The sequence below is a fragment of the Staphylococcus muscae genome (assembly GCF_003019275.1).
In the GTDB taxonomy this organism is placed as follows: domain Bacteria; phylum Bacillota; class Bacilli; order Staphylococcales; family Staphylococcaceae; genus Staphylococcus; species Staphylococcus muscae.
The window spans coordinates 1,526,752-1,545,632 of record NZ_CP027848.1; the positions used below are offsets into that span (position 1 = coordinate 1,526,752).

Annotated in this window: 8 protein-coding genes; all 8 read left to right on the top strand. The window is 39.1% G+C overall.

Annotated elements, in window-relative coordinates; translation table 11 throughout:
• The first annotated feature begins 276 nt into the window (after positions 1–276).
• Positions 277–8,316, top strand: coding sequence for a KxYKxGKxW signal peptide domain-containing protein (locus C7J88_RS07610; RefSeq protein WP_159031413.1), 8,040 nt, complete (start codon positions 277–279; stop codon positions 8,314–8,316).
• 87 nt (positions 8,317–8,403) lie between these two features.
• A complete protein-coding gene (gene secY2 / locus C7J88_RS07615) occupies positions 8,404–9,627 on the top strand; it encodes an accessory Sec system protein translocase subunit SecY2 (RefSeq protein ID WP_095115051.1) in 1,224 nt (407 codons plus the stop codon).
• 10 nt (positions 9,628–9,637) lie between these two features.
• Positions 9,638–11,179, top strand: coding sequence for an accessory Sec system protein Asp1 (gene asp1 / locus C7J88_RS07620; RefSeq protein WP_095115052.1), 1,542 nt, complete (start codon positions 9,638–9,640; stop codon positions 11,177–11,179).
• Positions 11,169–12,707 (top strand): accessory Sec system protein Asp2, encoded by a 1,539-nt coding sequence (gene asp2, locus C7J88_RS07625; protein ID WP_095115054.1) that lies wholly within the window; start codon positions 11,169–11,171, stop codon positions 12,705–12,707. The genes asp1 and asp2 overlap by 11 nt, the downstream gene beginning before the upstream one ends.
• Before the next feature lies 1 nt (position 12,708).
• The gene (gene asp3, locus C7J88_RS07630) at positions 12,709–13,578 is read left to right on the top strand and encodes an accessory Sec system protein Asp3 (protein ID WP_095115055.1); all 870 of its coding nucleotides are present in this window, start codon (positions 12,709–12,711) and stop codon (positions 13,576–13,578) included.
• Positions 13,575–15,965, top strand: a complete 2,391-nt coding sequence (gene secA2, locus C7J88_RS07635; protein WP_095115057.1) for an accessory Sec system translocase SecA2 — start codon at positions 13,575–13,577, stop codon at positions 15,963–15,965. Before asp3 ends, secA2 begins: the two co-directional genes overlap by 4 nt.
• A gap of 16 nt (positions 15,966–15,981) precedes the next feature.
• On the top strand, positions 15,982–17,490 hold the full coding sequence (gtfA, locus tag C7J88_RS07640; protein ID WP_095115058.1) for an accessory Sec system glycosyltransferase GtfA: 1,509 nt from the start codon (positions 15,982–15,984) through the stop codon (positions 17,488–17,490).
• Positions 17,483–18,826 carry an accessory Sec system glycosylation chaperone GtfB gene (gene gtfB / locus C7J88_RS07645; RefSeq protein ID WP_095115060.1) on the top strand — a complete coding sequence of 448 codons (1,344 nt, stop codon included), beginning with the start codon at positions 17,483–17,485 and terminating at the stop codon, positions 18,824–18,826. The genes gtfA and gtfB overlap by 8 nt, the downstream gene beginning before the upstream one ends.
• Positions 18,827–18,881 lie beyond the last annotated feature (55 nt).

Below are 18,881 nucleotides of genomic sequence, written 5' to 3' on the forward strand. Positions count from 1 at the left end.
ACATGATGTATTTTGGAAGCGATATCTTATTAGTGCGTTTACACAAACTTGCATAAAAGGCTTGTCGTATTAAAGCGATAAAAATGTTTTAAAGGTTGAAAAATAAGGATTTCTACAAGTTTACTTTTTTAATGATAATTAAATGGAAAAATTTACAAATTTCATTTATGTTGACCGCAATATATAAATGTTTTTATCATTGAGCAATATCAATATAATGATATGTCCTTAAATATACCTTTATATTGGGAGAAAATTTGTAATGGGAGTTTTGCAATGACGAGAAAAACAAGGGAATTCAATAAAAGTCTTAGGGAAGAAAAAGCAAGAGTAAAGCTGTATAAATCTGGTAAAAACTGGGTTAAAGCAGGTTTAAAAGAGATTCAATTACTTAAAATGTTAGGCTTGTCTTTTGTGACAGACAAGGTTGATAAAGAGCAAAATGACAAAACAAATGTCGGAACACTCATCAAAGATAATGCACTCAAGACGACAGCCATTACAGGTGGATTATTTACAGTGAACATGTTGCATGATCACCAAGCATTAGCAGCATCTGAAACGCCAGTCACATCTGAATTGGCAATGAATAGCCAAACAGTGGGTGATCAAACATCTGTTGTGATTCAACAATCACAATCAACGGTTGAAAGCGAACAACCATCAGAAGCAAGTGAATCTCAAATCGCAAGTGATAGTCAAACTTCAGAAGAAAGCGAAGTTATGACGTCAGAAAGTACATCTGCAGAAAGTGAAAAAGTAGATTCTGAAAATCAAGCAAGTTTATCAGAGTCAGAATCGAAGTCATTATCACAGTCTGAAAATGAAAAAGCTTCACAATCAACAAGTGTGTATCAATCACAATTAGAAACTACAAATAAAGATATCACATCAGAAAAAATACAGACTTCTGAACAAAAAGTAGCATCTTCAACGATGCAAGTTGCATTAAATAATTCAACAACAGCAGAAGTGACAACTTCTCAGTCTACATCAACGTCTCAAGCAATCAAGACACAGATTCAAAACTTAAGTGGCTCAGCATTCCGTTCGATGAATTATTCATTATCACGTGCAGCAACAACTGTGCCGACAGAACAAGTATTTATTGGTACAGGGTACGATACAGTATTTAAGCTTCCTGTCTATTACCATTTGAAAGTAACGAGTGATGGGAAAAACATGACGTTCCAATACACGGTATCGTATGATAACCCGAATACAGCAACGATTGAGAAACCAAATCCATTAGTATCAACGAGACAAGCTGTTGCGACATCACTGGATAGTATTTATCCAATGTTATCGTTAGGAAATGCCTATGGTTCACCAACAACGGCACAAAATGGATATACAACAGGGTTTAATGGTACATATTTATCTAGACCACCTGTAAGTAATCCGGCAGTTAACCTTGATCAGAAAACTGGTGACTATTGGTGGGATACACAAGCAATGGGTGGTACCCAAGTGAACAATGGTTATGGTCAGACAACCACTATTACGGTGCCTATCAATAATCCATCTGGTGATACAACATGGACATTCAAACCTTTTGCGGCACAAGATGGATCACTATATGCCGTTAACAATTATTTCAAAGACACAGTGACTGGAACGGAACCGGTTTCAAGCACATCACAGAGTCAATCACTACAAGAAAGTGAGTCAAAAGCTTCAACAAGTAGATCTGTATCGACAAGTGTAAGCCAAGCGAATAGTCAAAGTGCGAGCACAAGTTTAGTGAACAGCCAGAGTGCTAGTACCTCACAAAGTATTGCAGGCAGCCAAAGTGCGAGTACAAGTAAAGTAAATAGTGAGAGCATAAGTGCGTCGACAAGTAAGTCAGCAAGCACGAGTATTGCGAATAGCCAAAGTGAAAGTGCATCAGTAAGTAAATCAGCGAGTACAAGTCTTGCGAATAGTCAAAGTGAAAGTGCATCAGCCAGTAAGTCAGCCAGCACAAGTAAATTGGCTAGCGAAAGTTTAAGTACATCGACAAGCAAGTCGACGTCAGTAAGCGAGAGCGAATCAGTATCAGTAAGTAAATCAACATCATTAAGTGAAAGTGAGTCAACATCGACAAGCAAATCAGCATCATTGAGTACAAGTACATCGACGAGTAAGTCAGCAAGTACAAGTCTTGCGAATAGCCAAAGTGAAAGTGCATCAGCAAGTAAATCAGTGAGTACAAGCCTTGCGAATAGTCAAAGTGAAAGTGTATCGACGAGTAAGTCGTCAAGTACAAGCCTTGTAAATAGTCAGAGTACAAGCGCATCGACGAGTAAGTCGGCAAGTACAAGCCTTGCGAATAGCCAAAGTGAAAGTGCATCAGTAAGTAAATCAGCGAGTACAAGTCTTGCGAATAGTCAAAGTGAAAGTACATCGACAAGCAAGTCAGCCAGCACAAGTAAATCAGCAAGCGAAAGCCTAAGTACATCGACAAGCAAGTCAGCAAGTACGAGCGTATCAAATAGCGAAAGTGAGAGCGCAAGTAAATTAGCTAGCGAGAGCGTAAGTACGTCAACAAGCAAATCAGCAAGCGAAAGCCTAAGTACATCGACGAGTAAGTCGGCAAGTACAAGCGTGGCGAATAGTCAAAGTGAAAGTGCATCAGTTAGTAAGTCAGCAAGTACAAGCCTTGTGAATAGCCAAAGTGCAAGTACAAGTAAATCGTCAAGTGAAAGTTTAAGCACATCAACAAGCAAGTCAGCAAGTACAAGTCTTTCAAATAGTCAAAGTGAGAGTGTAAGCAAATCAACATCGTTGAGTGAAAGTGTATCGATGAGTAAATCGGTAAGTACAAGCCTTGTGAATAGCCAAAGCGAAAGTGCATCAGTTAGTAAGTCAGCAAGTACAAGCCTTGTGAATAGTCAGAGTACAAGTGCATCAGTTAGTAAGTCAGCAAGTACAAGCGTGGCGAATAGTCAAAGTGAAAGTGCATCAGTTAGTAAGTCAGCAAGTACAAGTATTGCGAACAGCCAAAGTGAAAGTACAAGTAAATCGGCAAGCGAAAGCATAAGCACGTCGACAAGTAAGTCAGCAAGCACAAGCGTATCAAATAGCGAAAGTGAAAGCACAAGTAAATTGACAAGCGAAAGCATAAGCACGTCGACAAGTAAATCAGCAAGCACGAGCGTTTCGAACAGCCAAAGTGAAAGTACAAGTAAATCGGCAAGCGAAAGCATAAGCACGTCGACAAGTAAATCAGCAAGTACGAGCGTTTCGAATAGCGAAAGTGAAAGCACAAGTAAATCGGCAAGCGAAAGCGTAAGTGTATCGACAAGCAAGTCAGCAAGTACAAGTGTTTCAAATAGCGAAAGTGAAAGTACAAGTAAATCGGCAAGCGAAAGTTTAAGCACATCGACAAGCAAGTCAGCAAGTACGTCAATAAGCAATAGCGAATCACTAAGCAACAGCGAATCACTAAGCAACAGTGAATCATTGAGCAACAGTGAATCATTAAGCAATAGTGAGTCATTAAGCAATAGTGAGTCATTAAGCAATAGTGAGTCATTAAGTAACAGCGAATCATTAAGCAACAGTGAATCATTAAGCAATAGCGAGTCGTTAAGTAATAGCGAATCATTGAGCAATAGCGAATCGTTAAGCAACAGTGAGTCAACAAGTAAATCAGCAAGCACGTCAATAAGCAACAGTGAGTCATTAAGCAATAGTGAATCATTGAGTAACAGTGAATCGTTGAGTAACAGCGAATCATTAAGCAACAGTGAATCGTTGAGTAATAGTGAATCACTAAGCAACAGTGAATCACTAAGCAACAGTGAATCATTAAGCAATAGTGGATCATTAAGTAACAGTGAGTCATTAAGCAATAGCGAATCATTGAGCAACAGTGAATCGTTAAGCAATAGCGAATCATTGAGTAACAGTGAGTCATTAAGCAATAGTGAGTCATTAAGTAATAGTGAGTCATTAAGTAATAGTGAGTCATTAAGTAATAGTGAGTCATTAAGTAATAGTGAGTCATTAAGTAATAGTGAGTCATTAAGTAACAGCGACTCGTTGAGTAACAGTGAATCGTTGAGTAATAGTGAGTCATTGAGTAATAGTGAGTCGTTAAGTAACAGTGAATCGTTAAGCAATAGTGAATCATTGAGCAACAGCGAATCACTAAGCAACAGTGAATCATTAAGTAACAGTGAATCGTTAAGCAATAGTGAATCATTGAGCAACAGCGAATCACTAAGCAACAGTGAATCATTAAGTAAATCAGCAAGCACGTCAATAAGCAATAGCGAATCGTTAAGCAACAGCGAATCATTGAGTAATAGTGAGTCAATGAGCAATAGTGAGTCATTAAGTAATAGTGAATCAATGAGTAATAGCGAGTCACTAAGCAACAGTGAGTCATTAAGTAATAGCGAATCAATGAGTAATAGCGAATCATTAAACAATAGTGAGTCATTAAGCAATAGTGAGTCATTAAGCAATAGTGAGTCATTAAGCAATAGTGAGTCATTAAGCAATAGTGAGTCATTAAGCAATAGTGAATCGTTGAGTAATAGCGAATCATTGAGTAACAGTGAATCATTGAGTAACAGTGAATCATTGAGTAACAGTGAATCATTGAGTAACAGTGAATCATTGAGTAACAGTGAATCATTGAGTAACAGTGAATCATTGAGTAACAGTGAATCGTTGAGTAACAGCGAATCATTAAGCAACAGTGAATCGTTGAGTAATAGTGAATCATTAAGTAATAGTGAGTCGTTAAGCAACAGCGAATCACTAAGCAACAGTGAATCATTAAGCAACAGTGAATCATTGAGTAACAGTGAATCATTGAGTAATAGTGAGTCATTGAGTAACAGCGAATCGTTGAGTAACAGTGAATCATTAAGCAACAGTGAGTCGTTGAGTAATAGTGAGTCGCACAGCAACAGTGAGTCATTAAGTAATAGCGAATCAATGAGTAATAGCGAATCATTGAGTAACAGTGAATCATTGAGTAACAGTGAATCATTGAGTAACAGTGAATCATTGAGTAACAGTGAATCATTGAGTAACAGTGAATCATTGAGTAACAGTGAATCATTGAGTAACAGTGAATCATTGAGTAACAGTGAATCATTGAGTAACAGTGAATCATTGAGTAACAGTGAATCATTGAGTAACAGTGAATCATTGAGTAACAGTGAATCATTGAGTAACAGTGAATCATTGAGTAACAGTGAATCGTTGAGTAACAGCGAATCATTAAGCAACAGTGAATCGTTGAGTAATAGTGAATCATTAAGTAATAGTGAGTCGTTAAGCAACAGCGAATCACTAAGCAACAGTGAATCATTAAGCAACAGTGAATCATTAAGCAACAGTGAATCATTGAGTAACAGTGAATCATTGAGTAATAGTGAGTCATTGAGTAACAGCGAATCGTTGAGCAACAGTGAATCGTTGAGTAATAGTGAGTCATTAAGCAACAGTGAGTCATTAAGCAACAGTGAGTCATTAAGCAATAGTGAATCATTGAGTAATAGTGAGTCATTAAGCAATAGCGAATCACTAAGCAACAGTGAATCATTAAGCAACAGTGAATCATTGAGTAACAGTGAATCATTGAGTAACAGTGAATCACTAAGCAACAGTGAATCACTAAGCAACAGTGAATCATTAAGCAATAGTGGATCATTAAGTAACAGTGAGTCATTAAGCAATAGCGAATCATTGAGCAACAGTGAATCATTGAGTAACAGCGAATCATTGAGTAATAGTGAATCATTGAGTAATAGTGAGTCATTGAGTAATAGTGAGTCGTTAAGTAACAGTAAATCATTAAGCAACAGCGAATCATTAAGTAATAGTGAGTCGCACAGCAACAGTGAGTCATTAAGTAATAGTGAATCATTGAGTAATAGTGAGTCATTGAGTAACAGCGACTCGTTGAGTAACAGTGAGTCGTTAAGCAACAGTGAGTCATTAAGTAACAGCGAATCATTAAGCAATAGTGAATCATTGAGCAATAGTGAGTCATTGAGCAATAGTGAGTCGTTAAGCAACAGTGAATCATTAAGCAACAGCGAGTCGCTCAGCAACAGTGAATCATTGAGCAACAGTGAATCATTGAGCAACAGTGAATCATTGAGCAACAGTGAGTCATTAAGTAACAGCGAATCAATAAGCAATAGCGAATCATTAAGCAATAGTGAATCAATAAGCAATAGCGAATCAATGAGTAATAGCGAATCATTAAGTAACAGTGAGTCGTTAAGCAACAGCGAATCAATGAGTAATAGTAATAGCGAATCACTAAGTAATAGTGAATCATTAAGTAATAGTGAGTCGCACAGCAATAGCGAATCGCTTAGCAACAGTGAGTCGTTAAGCAACAGTGAATCATTAAGTAACAGCGAATCGTTGAGTAATAGCGAATCATTAAGTAACAGTGAGTCGTTAAGCAACAGCGAATCAATGAGTAATAGCGAATCACTAAGTAATAGTGAATCATTAAGTAATAGTGAGTCGCACAGCAATAGCGAATCGCTTAGCAACAGTGAGTCGTTAAGCAACAGTGAATCATTAAGTAACAGCGAATCGTTGAGTAATAGCGAATCATTAAGTAACAGTGAGTCGTTAAGCAACAGCGAATCAATGAGTAATAGCGAATCACTAAGTAATAGTGAATCATTAAGTAATAGTGAGTCGCACAGCAATAGCGAATCGCTTAGCAACAGTGAGTCGTTAAGCAACAGTGAATCATTAAGTAACAGCGAATCAATGAGCAACAGCGACTCGTTGAGTAATAGTGAGTCATTAAGTAACAGTGAGTCGTTAAGCAACAGTGAATCATTAAGTAACAGCGAATCAATGAGCAACAGCGACTCGTTGAGTAATAGTGAGTCATTAAGTAACAGCGACTCGTTGAGTAACAGTGAATCGTTGAATAATAGCGAATCATTAAGTAATAGTGGATCATTAAGCAATAGTGAATCATTAAGTAATAGTGAGTCGTTAAGTAATAGTGAATCATTGAGCAATAGTGAGTCAATGAGCAATAGTGAGTCAATGAGCAATAGTGAGTCAATGAGCAATAGTGAGTCATTAAGTAATAGCGAATCAATGAGTAACAGCGAGTCATTAAGCAATAGTGGATCATTAAGCAACAGCGACTCGTTGAGCAACAGCGACTCGTTGAGCAATAGTGAGTCATTAAGCAATAGTGAATCGTTGAGCAATAGTGAGTCAATGAGTAATAGTGAGTCATTAAGCAATAGCGAGTCATTAAGCAATAGCGAGTCATTAAGTAATAGTGAATCATTGAGTAATAGCGAGTCACTAAGCAACAGTGGGTCATTAAGTAACAGCGAATCATTGAGCAATAGTGAGTCATTAAGCAACAGTGGATCATTGAGTAATAGCGAATCATTGAGTAATAGCGAATCATTGAGTAATAGTGAATCAATAAGCAATAGTGACTCGTTGAGTAATAGCGACTCGTTGAGTAACAGCGAATCATTAAGCAACAGCGACTCGCTCAGCAACAGGGAATCACTAAGCAACAGCGAATCGTTGAGTAATAGTGAGTCAATGAGTAATAGTGAGTCAATGAGTAATAGTGAGTCAATGAGTAATAGTGAGTCAATGAGTAATAGTGAGTCAATGAGTAATAGTGAGTCAATGAGCAATAGTGAGTCATTAAGCAATAGTGAATCGTTGAGTAATAGTGAATCATTAAGTAACAGTGAATCATTGAGTAATAGCGAGTCACTAAGCAACAGTGAATCGTTGAGCAATAGTGAGTCAATGAGCATGAGTACGTCAGTATCAGATAGCACGAGTGCGTCAACAAGCATGAGTACATCATTATCAGAAAGTGAAAGTGCATCATTATCAATGAGCGCATCATTATCAGAAAGTGAATCAGTATCTGAATCGACATCAGTAAGCGAATCTGATTCAGCATCGATAAGTGCTTCGGCTTCATTATCAGAAAGCACATCAATTTCTGAAAGTAACTCAGCATCAATGAGTACATCAGCTTCAACAAGCATGAGTACTTCAATGTCAGTGAGCGTAAGCAATTCGACATCAATGAGCACCTCAACTTCAACAAGTATGAATGGTTCAATGTCAACAAGTACGTCAACATCAATGAATACAAGTGAATCTATGTCTCAAAGCCAAGCAACTCATAGCACGTCTATGACAGATTCGGCTAAAGGTGAACTTCCTGAAACTGGACAAGCAACATCAGATAATAACTATGGTTTGATGGGTGGCGTTGCAGCGTTACTTGCAGGATTAGGATTGTTTAGAAAGTCTAAAAAAGGGCAAAATAAAGAACAATCTAAGTAATAAAGAATAATATGACATGCGTTGAAGAGGCAGCACTCTCGGTGAGTGTTTGCCTCTTCGATACCATGTTTTAAAAAGAGGTTTAACGTGAAGAACAACTTATTACATCGCATCTTACGTCAATACGAATATAAAATTGTATACAAGCGGTTAGCATTTACATTAGTGATTTTATTTATATACATATTGGGTAGTCGTATCCCTATTTTGAGTCAATCAAAATTGGAGAACGGCAAGCAGTCATTTTATGAACTTGCGGTTACGAATGTCGGTGGTGATATTCAGAATCTCAACATTTTTTCTCTCGGACTCGGTCCATGGTTAACGGCAATGGTGGTTTTAATGCTATTGCGTTATAAAAATGTAGAAAAAATGATGCAGATGACGCGTAAAGAGAAGCACTATCAAGAAAAGCTACTTGCATTGGCTTTTAGTATAGTGCAAGGGCTTTTTGTGATTTCACGTCATGTAGAAATGAAACAGGCGGACTGGACAACGATTGTGGTTCTGTTACTCATTATTGTGACAGGAACGATGTTGTTGATATGGCTAGCGGATCAAAATATCCATTATGGTATTGCCGGAGCGATGCCGATTGTCTTGTTAAGTATCGTTCGTTCAACACTTCGTCATCACGGAAATCCAGCGTCTATGGATCATATTGTTATGGGGACTATTTTAGTACTTATCATGTTGGTTATGCTGATTCTGTTATGCATTGAGTTGGTTGAATATCGCTTGCCATACCGTGATATTATGCAAGTCACGCAAAATAATACCCAAACTTTTGTCGCATGGAAATTAAATCCTGCTGGCAGTATTTCGATTATGATTAGTTTATCGGTGTTTATCTTATTAAGTAGTTTAGTAAATGTAATTGCTTACCTTGTTATTGGCCGAGAACAGCCACTTCATATTATAGAGCTTGGTCATCCGATAGGTGTAACCATTTATATCGTATTGCAAGTAGTCCTGAGTTATGCGTTGTCACGGTTGTTAATTAATACGAAACAGAAGTCCAAAGAATTTTTGAAATCTGGCAATTATTTTGAAGGTGTCGCACCGGGGATAGAAACGGAGCATTATTTAAACCACAAAGCACGTATTATCTGTTGGACAGGTGCACTCATGATTGGTGTCATTATTGGTGGGCCATTGTATTTGTCATTGTTAGTGCCACAGTTCTCTCAACAGATTTATTTCGTTATTCAAATGATGATTATGATGTATATCAGCATCAATATTGCAGAAACCATTCGAACCTATTTTTATTTCGACAAATATAAACCATTTTTAACAAAGTATTGGTAAGGAGAATTTTATGAAATATTTCATACCTGCATGGTACAGTCAGCAACCTATGTGGCATAGTGAGATAGAAGAGACATCATCGACGACTGCTTTCGATGACATGATTAGTTTGATGTCTATGCATCATCAAAATGAACAGCCGTTTCAACTGATTGTCTTGAATTATAAGCCCAACTTACGCACATTTTTACATCGCTATGAATTATTCGATACAACCTATTGGTCTGTGTTTGATGAAATTCAAGGGTTTCAACATGCGACGCCGAAAGCTGTTGATTATCGACAATTGGATTGGCCAAAAGGGACGGAATTCATCTATTTGCCAGCTATGATACGTGCACTGATGCCTGATGATCGGTATGCTAATATTCGCTTTAGCCAAGAAGGGTATGTTTCAAGTATTGAAGTCTATCAGTCCGAAACAAAGCAGTATAGTTACATTGTTGACGATCGTGGTTTTGTCTCACGTATCGACTTTTACAATAAAGTCGGCACACATGTGAAACAACAGTATTTGACTCATACAGGAGATTGGATTCTAGAAGTTGAGATATCGAGTGGTGAGGTAACAGTGCATGCACCGTATCAGTCTATGTTTTCACAAAGTCATTACCCATCTATGGAAACGGTTATTTTTGAATATGTCACATCCTATCGTAATCGTACATTTGAACAACAAGATGTCGTCGTGATTGCTGCGGATGTGCGACATAATGAGGCATTGGCTCAGACTTTCTCTTCGTACAACCGTTGTTATTCTGTGTTTCAACAACGATTTCAATCAGGTGAACAACTTCAGACATTGGATCAAGATGCAAGTTGGCTGGTTGATACGTTGGAGAATGAACAGCGATTGGCTAGGTATCGAGTGACACATCAGTTGACGAACCGATTAATGCGTATTACACCTTTTGATGCGCAAACATTACCGAATATCAGTAGTCAGTTACATGAAACGTATGTGGGATTATGGATAGATGGATTGGCAGATGCACGACTTGATCAGATTTTAGAACAATTAGCTGACTATATGCGTCGAGATACAGCTTTACGACTGACATTGTTAACGCGACGTCAGAAATATACGGTGCCACAATGGTTGACGCAGAAAGTTGATGAACTGAATGTACGACTGCAACAACCAGGTGACACATCAGAAGCGGTTAGAGAACTGATGAAGGAAGATGAACCAACGATATTTGTGGAACTGAAAAGTGTACCATTTGAACTGGATGTGATTGAAGCACTTGCGACGTTGCGTGTGATGATTGATCTGTCATATGAACCGGACTTATTTTTACAAATCAGTTGCTTAAGTGCCGGTTTGCCACAAATCAATATGCGTGCGACAGATTATGTTCGACATCAGATGAACGGCATGGTATTAGAGAATGATACAGCATTATCTAGTGCATTAGATTATTATTTGCAACAATTGAAAAATTGGAACCAGTCTTATGCCTATGCAATGAAGTTAGGTAAACAATATGCGTCGGATAAGATTATTGCGCAACTAGATGCATTGATTGAAGGTGAAAGTAATGGCGCGTAAGTTTAAAGTATTACAAATAGGAGACCATGACTTGTCTGATATGATGCAACAACAGTCAGAAACACTTTGGCAGTTTGTTACGACAGAGCAAGTCATAACGGAATCGGAAGCGATACTGGAAGCCTTGTCAGAGATAGGATCGTTTGATTTTATCTTTGTTCAAGCACCATTTTCTGATGCGTTCATTCAAGTCTTAGAAACATTAAGTGCGCCTTACACTACCTATATTGATCAAGCGTATTGGGATACAGGTTATGCGCAAAACCCGATTGTTCAACAACAAATAATCAGACCATTCATATATAAAGATGATGCGGAACGATTAGAAAAGTTAAAGGCAGTAACATTTCCCGGGCAATATGGTGACAAAATCTCACCTAAGTTTTGTATGGTGTCTCGATCATTTGATGGAACAGCACATTATGAAGGGAATAATGCTTTTGTGGTATCAGGACAGTTTGGGGATACCATGATGCCGTTATTAACATGGCAACGTCATCTCATCTATGACAAAAATAAAGTGATACAAGTCTGGCCGGAATATACGTTGACTGGAAATGTTGAGATTGAGTTTGTTTGTCGTCTCGTATCATTTCATGCGATAGATAAAGTGGATGAGCAATTTGTCTTGCGTCATGAAGACTTACAAACACCATTGGAAATTCCAAGTCGTGATGATGACGCGTATATTGTTATGACGATGCATGCAAAAGGAACAGGCACGATACGAGTGGGTGCGGTTCATAAGCGCTGGTCACGTCTGGATATGGGACAATTTATTCTAGGTGGAGAACGGTATACAGACGAGAATCGTAATGAGTTCATTCATTATTATAATCCCGGAGATATGAAGCCGCCGTTGAACGTTTATTTCAGTGGGTATCGTTCAGCAGAAGGGTTCGAAGGCTTTTTTATGATGAATCAACTGAATGCACCGTTTATTTTAATCGGTGATCCTCGTGTAGAAGGGGGCGCATTCTATCTCGGATCACCGTCTTATGAAAGTGCGATTAAACAGGTTATTCAAGATAGACTGGATGAGTTAGGCTTTGAAAGTAATGAGCTCATATTATCAGGACTGTCGATGGGCTCGTTCGGCGCACTATATTATGGGGCACAGCTGAACCCCGCAGCGATTATCGTGGGTAAACCTCTAGTTAATATCGGAACTGTTGCGAAGAATATGGCATTGGTGAGACCGAATGATTTTGGTACGTCACTTGATATTTTACGAAAAAATGAAGGTGACCTATCTGCCGAAGCGATTCAGAGATTGAATGATAAGTTTTGGCGGTGTTTTAACCAAGCGGACTTCTCTCAAACGACCTTTGCGATTTCCTATATGATGCATGATGACTATGATAAAGAAGCGTTTAATATGTTATTGCCAACACTGAGTCGTCAACATGCACGTGTCATGCAAAGGGGTGTGCCTGGTCGACATAATGATGATTCACCAACGATTACAAGTTGGTTTGTGAACTTCTATCATCTGATATTAGAAAGTCAATTCGGAAGGGAGCGTTAAGATGCAACAAGTGATACCGTGGACGCAAGTCACAGCAGATACTTTCATGTATGGGACGCGTCTAGAAATAACTGAACAAGCGACATACTTTGAAAATGCATTGATGCCTTCTGGATGTGTCATTCATGAATGGAAGATGATGACAGTTTACAGTACTGATAAGACGTTTCCACAATTACCCATTTTGAAACATGGTCGCACGTATCGTTTTACTTTTGACTTTGATGTCGAACCAGCGGGTGGGGTGTACTTCAAAATTAACTTTAAGAAGAGAAATGGTGTTGAACTAGAGCATATCATTGTTCAGTCTCACGAAGCGGATGTGACGTTTCCTGATGACGCCTTCTCTTATGACATACAAATGATCAATGCGGCTGCAACATCTGTCTGTTTCCGTGCGATTGTTATTGCAGAGCAACAAGAGATGAAGGTAAATAGAGCATTGACTATCTCTTCTATTTTGAATGAACAATCTGAAACATCGACGATGAATATTATTTGTGTGGGTGATCAGGGGCTATCTCGTGATGCACAACAAGGATTGCACAATATAATTCTGATTGAACATGCCCACCAAGATGATATACAACGCATAGTGACATGCTTAGAGCCTTTAACTCGTGGTTATGTACTAAATGTCATTGGTTATACATCATACACGAATCAATTGGCATACCAAGTGGCTAGTACTTTAGATGCAACAGCATGGGTAACTTCAAAGAGCGACATACAAGATAACAGTGCGGCAACGATTCATGAGTATGGTACGATGTCTCACTCACCACATCAATTGGTTGCGCCATTATTCCATGAAAGCCGACCTTTGCGTGACTTGGACAGAATGTCATTGAACGGGGGCATGCAGGAATGAAACATTCTATTCAACAGATCATTAATCAAAGCCGATTGAACAAACTCTCCAAGCGATTGAACCAAGTGAATAGTTGGCATGAGTCGTGTCGTGCGTTAAGTGATGACGCATTACAAGCAAAGACACACGAATTCCGTGAGCGTTTAGCACAAGGTGAATCATTGATGAATCTGTTACCCGAAGCGTATGCGGTTGCACGTGAAGCAAGTTGGCGTGTGCTCGGGATGTATCCGAAAGAAGTCCAAGTGTTAGGTGCTATTGTAATGGCTGAAGGTAATATGCCGGAAATGCAGACAGGTGAAGGGAAAACACTGACTGCTACGATGCCACTCTATCTGTATGGTTTGACGAGCAAAGGGGCGTATTTGATTACAACGAATGATTATTTGGCAGCACGTGACTGTGAAGAAATGACGCCACTGTTCAAATGGCTAGGATTGACGATCTCGCTAGGTTTTGTCGATGAACCTGATTACGAATATAAGCCGGGTGAGAAAAAAGCCATTTATGCACATGATATTATATACACAACGAACGGTCGCTTAGGCTTTGATTATCTCATCGATCATCTTGCAGATGGACAAGAAGGGAAGTTTTTACCGGATTTATACTTTGGTATTATCGATGAAGTAGATTCGATTATTTTAGATGCAGCACAAACACCATTGGTTATCTCAGGTGCACCACGTGTACAGTCAAATTTATTTGGTATTACAAAGACGTTTGTGGAAACATTAGAAGAAGATACACATTTTGAACTGAACGCCAAAGAAAAGGCCGTGTGGTTGACGCCAGAAGGCATTGCGGCGGCGAATGCGTATTTTGGTGTTGAAAACATATATGATGCAGTTACTTTTGATCTCGTACGAAATATCAACTTAGCATTGCGTGCACGTTATCTGTTTGAATCGAACTTGGATTACTTTATTTTTAACGGGGAAGTAGTTCTGATTGACCGTGTGACGGGAAGAATGTTGCCGGGAACGAAGCTACAATCAGGCTTGCACCAAGCAATTGAAGCGAAAGAAGGCATCGATATTTCTAAAGATATGAGTGCGATGGCATCGATTACTTTCCAAAATTTATTTCACCAATTCACACTGTTTGCGGGAATGTCTGGCACGAGTAAGTTAGGAGAAAAAGAGTTTTTCGATTTATATGGCAAAATTGTTGTGCAAATACCGACAGACAAGCCGATTGAACGTATCGATTACTCAGATCGTGTTTTTAAAGATATTGCTTCAAAAAATGCGGCGATTATTGATCGTGTCTGTGAATTGTATGACAAGAAACGTCCTGTCTTGCTTATCACACGAACAGCTGAATTGGCTGAGTACTTTTCCATGCAGTTTTTCGACCGAGATATTCCCAATAACTTGCTGATCGCACAAAATGTCGCAAAAGAAGCACAGATGATTGCTGAAGCGGGACAATTGGGTGCGGTCACAGTTGCGACGAGTATGGCAGGTCGAGGAACGGATATCAAACTGGCAGAAGGTGTGAAAGAACTCGGTGGACTGGCAGTCATTGTGAGTGAGCATATGGAGAATAGCCGTGTTGATCGACAGCTGCGTGGACGTGCTGGCCGACAAGGTGACCCCGGCTCATCTCAGATATACATTTCGCTCGAAGACTATGTGGTACAACGCTGGGGCAAGAGTAAGCTTTTAGACAGCACACAACTTGAGCGTATTAGCGAACAAGGATTGGATGAGAGTCGACTATTCCAACAGCGTGTAAAACATATTGTGACACGTGCACAGCGTGTGTCTGAAGAGCAAGGGATTGCCATGCGAGAAATGGCGAATGAATACGAAAAAAGTTTGAGTGCGCAACGTGAGATTATTTATGAAGAACGTGACCGTGTGCTGAATCAATGGGATATCGACAAGATGGCATTACGTCAGCTTGCGACAGAAGTATTCCATCAAGCGTATCGCAAACAATCTCTGAATGATGAAGAGAACTTGCGCAATTATATTTACCAGCAAATTAGTTTCCAGTATACAGGGCAGTTAGAAGAGATTGATTTAAATCGTGAGCAAGCCGTTGTGGCACATCTCGTATCATTATTTGAACAACAACTGGATGCACAACAGCAAGTCATCGGTGATTCATACATGTTTATGCGATTTGTACAGAAGGCGATTCTAAAAGCGATAGACAGCAATTGGATACAACAAGTCGATCATTTACAACAACTGCGTGGGAGTATTAATAACCGACAAAATGGGCAGCGTAATGCTATCTTTGAATACCACCGCGTTGCATTGGCATCTTTTGAATCCATGCGAGATGTCATTAAAGCACATATCATCCATAACTTATGTCAAAGCGTGGCAACATTTGATAAGCAAGGTGATCTGGTAATACATTTTCCAAATTAAAGAGGTGATCTGAAACGTGACAATTTATAATGTTAACTTTGGTATTGGCTGGGCGAGTAGTGGCGTAGAGTATGCCCAAAGTTACCGAGCAAAGCTCCTAAGAGAACTGAATGTATCGACGAAGTTTGTATTTTTAGAGTTTATTAATAATGAGAATATCCAGACATTGACAGAAAATATTGGGTTCAAAGATGATGAAGTGATCTGGCTCTATCAATACTTTACAGATATCCCAGTTGCGCCAACAACATATACTGTGACCGATATCGTGAATGATATTGCTGAATCTGTGGAGCGTGAGACGCATGAAGGGAAGATCAAGCGTCTCTACTTACCGGGTGAACAGAATTTTATTACTTGTTATTTGAAGTATGCAGATCAAGACATTGTGGACCGTGCAGAATTTGTTGTGAACGGTATGCTCGTACGTAAAGATTTTTACAGTTACGTACGTACTTTTTCGGAGTACTATGCGCCAAGTGATCAAAAGGCAAAGGTGTATATGCGTCAGTTTTATAATGAAGATGGCACAGTTGCATATACGGAATATATTGACGGTCAGACGAATATGTATGACTTTCCAAATAACAAGTTATACAGTCGTGAAGCGTTTATTGCGTACTTTATCGAACAGTTGAACTTAAATTCCGAAGATATCGTCATTCTTGATCGTGCAACAGAAGTAGGACAAGCTATTTTACAAAACATAGGACCTGCCAAAATAGGGGTCGTCGTTCATGCAGAACATTTCAGTATCAATGCGACGGATGATGATCATATCTTGTGGAACAATTACTATGAATATCAATTTGCACAACATGATGAAATTGACTTTTACATCACTGCGACAGACTTACAAAATCAAATTTTAACAGAACAATTTAAAAAGTATTTGGATGCAACGCCGAGAATTGTAACGATTCCAGTAGGCAGTGTGCATGAACTCAAACAACCTAACGCTAAGCGCCGCCCGTATTCGATGATTAGCGCATCAAGACTGGCAAGTGAAAAGCATATTGACTGGCTCGTACGTGCGGCAATCATTGCGAAACAATCAGTGCCAGAGTTGCAGTTCGACATTTATGGTGAAGGCGGTCAAAAGGAAACGTTGCGAACACTCATTCAAGAGCATCATGCCCAAGAGTTTATTCACTTAAAAGGGCACGTTAAGTTGGACGATGTTTATGCGAACTATAAACTGTTCGTATCAGGGTCAACAAGTGAAGGATTTGGATTAACCTTGTTAGAAGCGGTTGGCTCTGGACTCGGTATGATTGGTTTTGATGTGAATTATGGGAATCCGACATTCATTAGAAATGAACAGAATGGTTATCTCATCCCTATTGACGTGAAAGAAGAGAGCACAGATGAGATTGTGGCACGTTATGCGGAACAAATCATTCGATTCTTTAATGATGGACCAAGTGAACCACATCAAGTGTCATATCAATTAGCGCGTCCATACCTTACACCAGATGTGCAACAACAATGGCAAGATTTGATTTCGGAGGTGTCCCATGATTAATCTATTTGAGCATTTTGATCATCAAGCGCAAACACTGTATACAACGTTACAACTTGCTGGTTACAAGCATGAGACGATTGTTTTGGAAGATAACGGATTTTTACCAGCATCCATCATCACACCGTATCGTTATTTTGCAGAGTATCAGATTTCAGACAATGCCAAGTCTCGGTACTTCAATCAAATCGATATTCCACGCTACTGGGAAATTGACGGAAATAACAGTGAAGCAATGATCAAGGATATGGGGAAAGTACGTGGTGAGATTCGTTACCATCAAGGTTTGAAACCACGTATTGTGGATCGTGTCGAATGGATAGATGAACAGGGGCGTTTACAATATGTGGATCATTACACACAAGAAGGTGTTTGCTTTGCGAAGACAGTCTACAATCTAAAAGGTGAGAAGATATTCCGTAGATACCTAGACCAACAGGGATATGAAGTGATCTATGAGAATTATGTGGCGCAATCGATCATCCTCAATTGGCAAGGTAAGTCACATCACTTCAGCGATAAAGTTGAATTTCTACAATTTTTTATCAATTCATTGCAGTTGGACTTGAATGGTTTTATCATCAATTCGTTAGGTATGCCATTCCTACTGAGTTATCGTTTAGATATGCATGGCAACGACATCTTATTCTGGCAAGAACAGAGCGATGGCAATGTCCCGGGAAATATGAAATTGATGTTAGAAAATCATCATACGAGACAATATCGTGTCGTTGTACCAGATCTACAAGAATATGATGTTTTGACGCAGCAGATGTCAGCAGCAGAACGTCAATATGTGTTTAAAGGTGGCTATATTTATGACTATAAGCGCCAAAATATGTATCAACCAAAAGTTGTCACGATGACTAACTCAGATCAGTTGCCACATATCGAAGCAATAGTAGAAGCTTGCCCAAATGCGACGTTCCATATCGGTGCTGTCACTGAAATGTCGGATAAGCTTATGGCAATGGAAAGATACGACAACGTTAAACTTTTCCCTGCCATTGAGATTGGAACGGTGAACCAACTCTATCAATCATGCGACATTTATTTAGATATTAATGAAGGTGGCGAGATTATTAATGCTGTCCGCAGAGCATTTGATCATGACTTACTCGTTTTAGGATATGAGCAGAATGCCCATAATAAGGCCGTTACAGCACCTGAAAACTTGTTCAGTAAAGAAGGACAAGGTGTTTCAGAACTGATACAAGCATTGAAAGATATTCAGCGCAAGCCACGTTACTTCAAAGCACGACAGACGTATCAAAAAGCACATGTACATGAAGTCAGTGTGAAAGACTTCAATCGTGTGATGTCACAACTTTTTAAATAAATTCAGTAAAAAGCCGTATCACAAGCATACATTGCTTGAACGATACGGCTTTTGT

What these genes read in the sequence shown, in the direction of transcription:
- asp3 (WP_095115055.1), top strand. Translation starts at nt 12,709, where the DNA reads ATGCAACAAGTGATACCGTGGACGCAAGTCACAGCAGATACTTTCATG.
- C7J88_RS07610 (WP_159031413.1), top strand. Translation starts at nt 277, where the DNA reads ATGACGAGAAAAACAAGGGAATTCAATAAAAGTCTTAGGGAAGAAAAA.
- secA2 (WP_095115057.1), top strand. Translation starts at nt 13,575, where the DNA reads ATGAAACATTCTATTCAACAGATCATTAATCAAAGCCGATTGAACAAA.
- asp1 (WP_095115052.1), top strand. Translation starts at nt 9,638, where the DNA reads ATGAAATATTTCATACCTGCATGGTACAGTCAGCAACCTATGTGGCAT.
- gtfB (WP_095115060.1), top strand. Translation starts at nt 17,483, where the DNA reads ATGATTAATCTATTTGAGCATTTTGATCATCAAGCGCAAACACTGTAT.
- asp2 (WP_095115054.1), top strand. Translation starts at nt 11,169, where the DNA reads ATGGCGCGTAAGTTTAAAGTATTACAAATAGGAGACCATGACTTGTCT.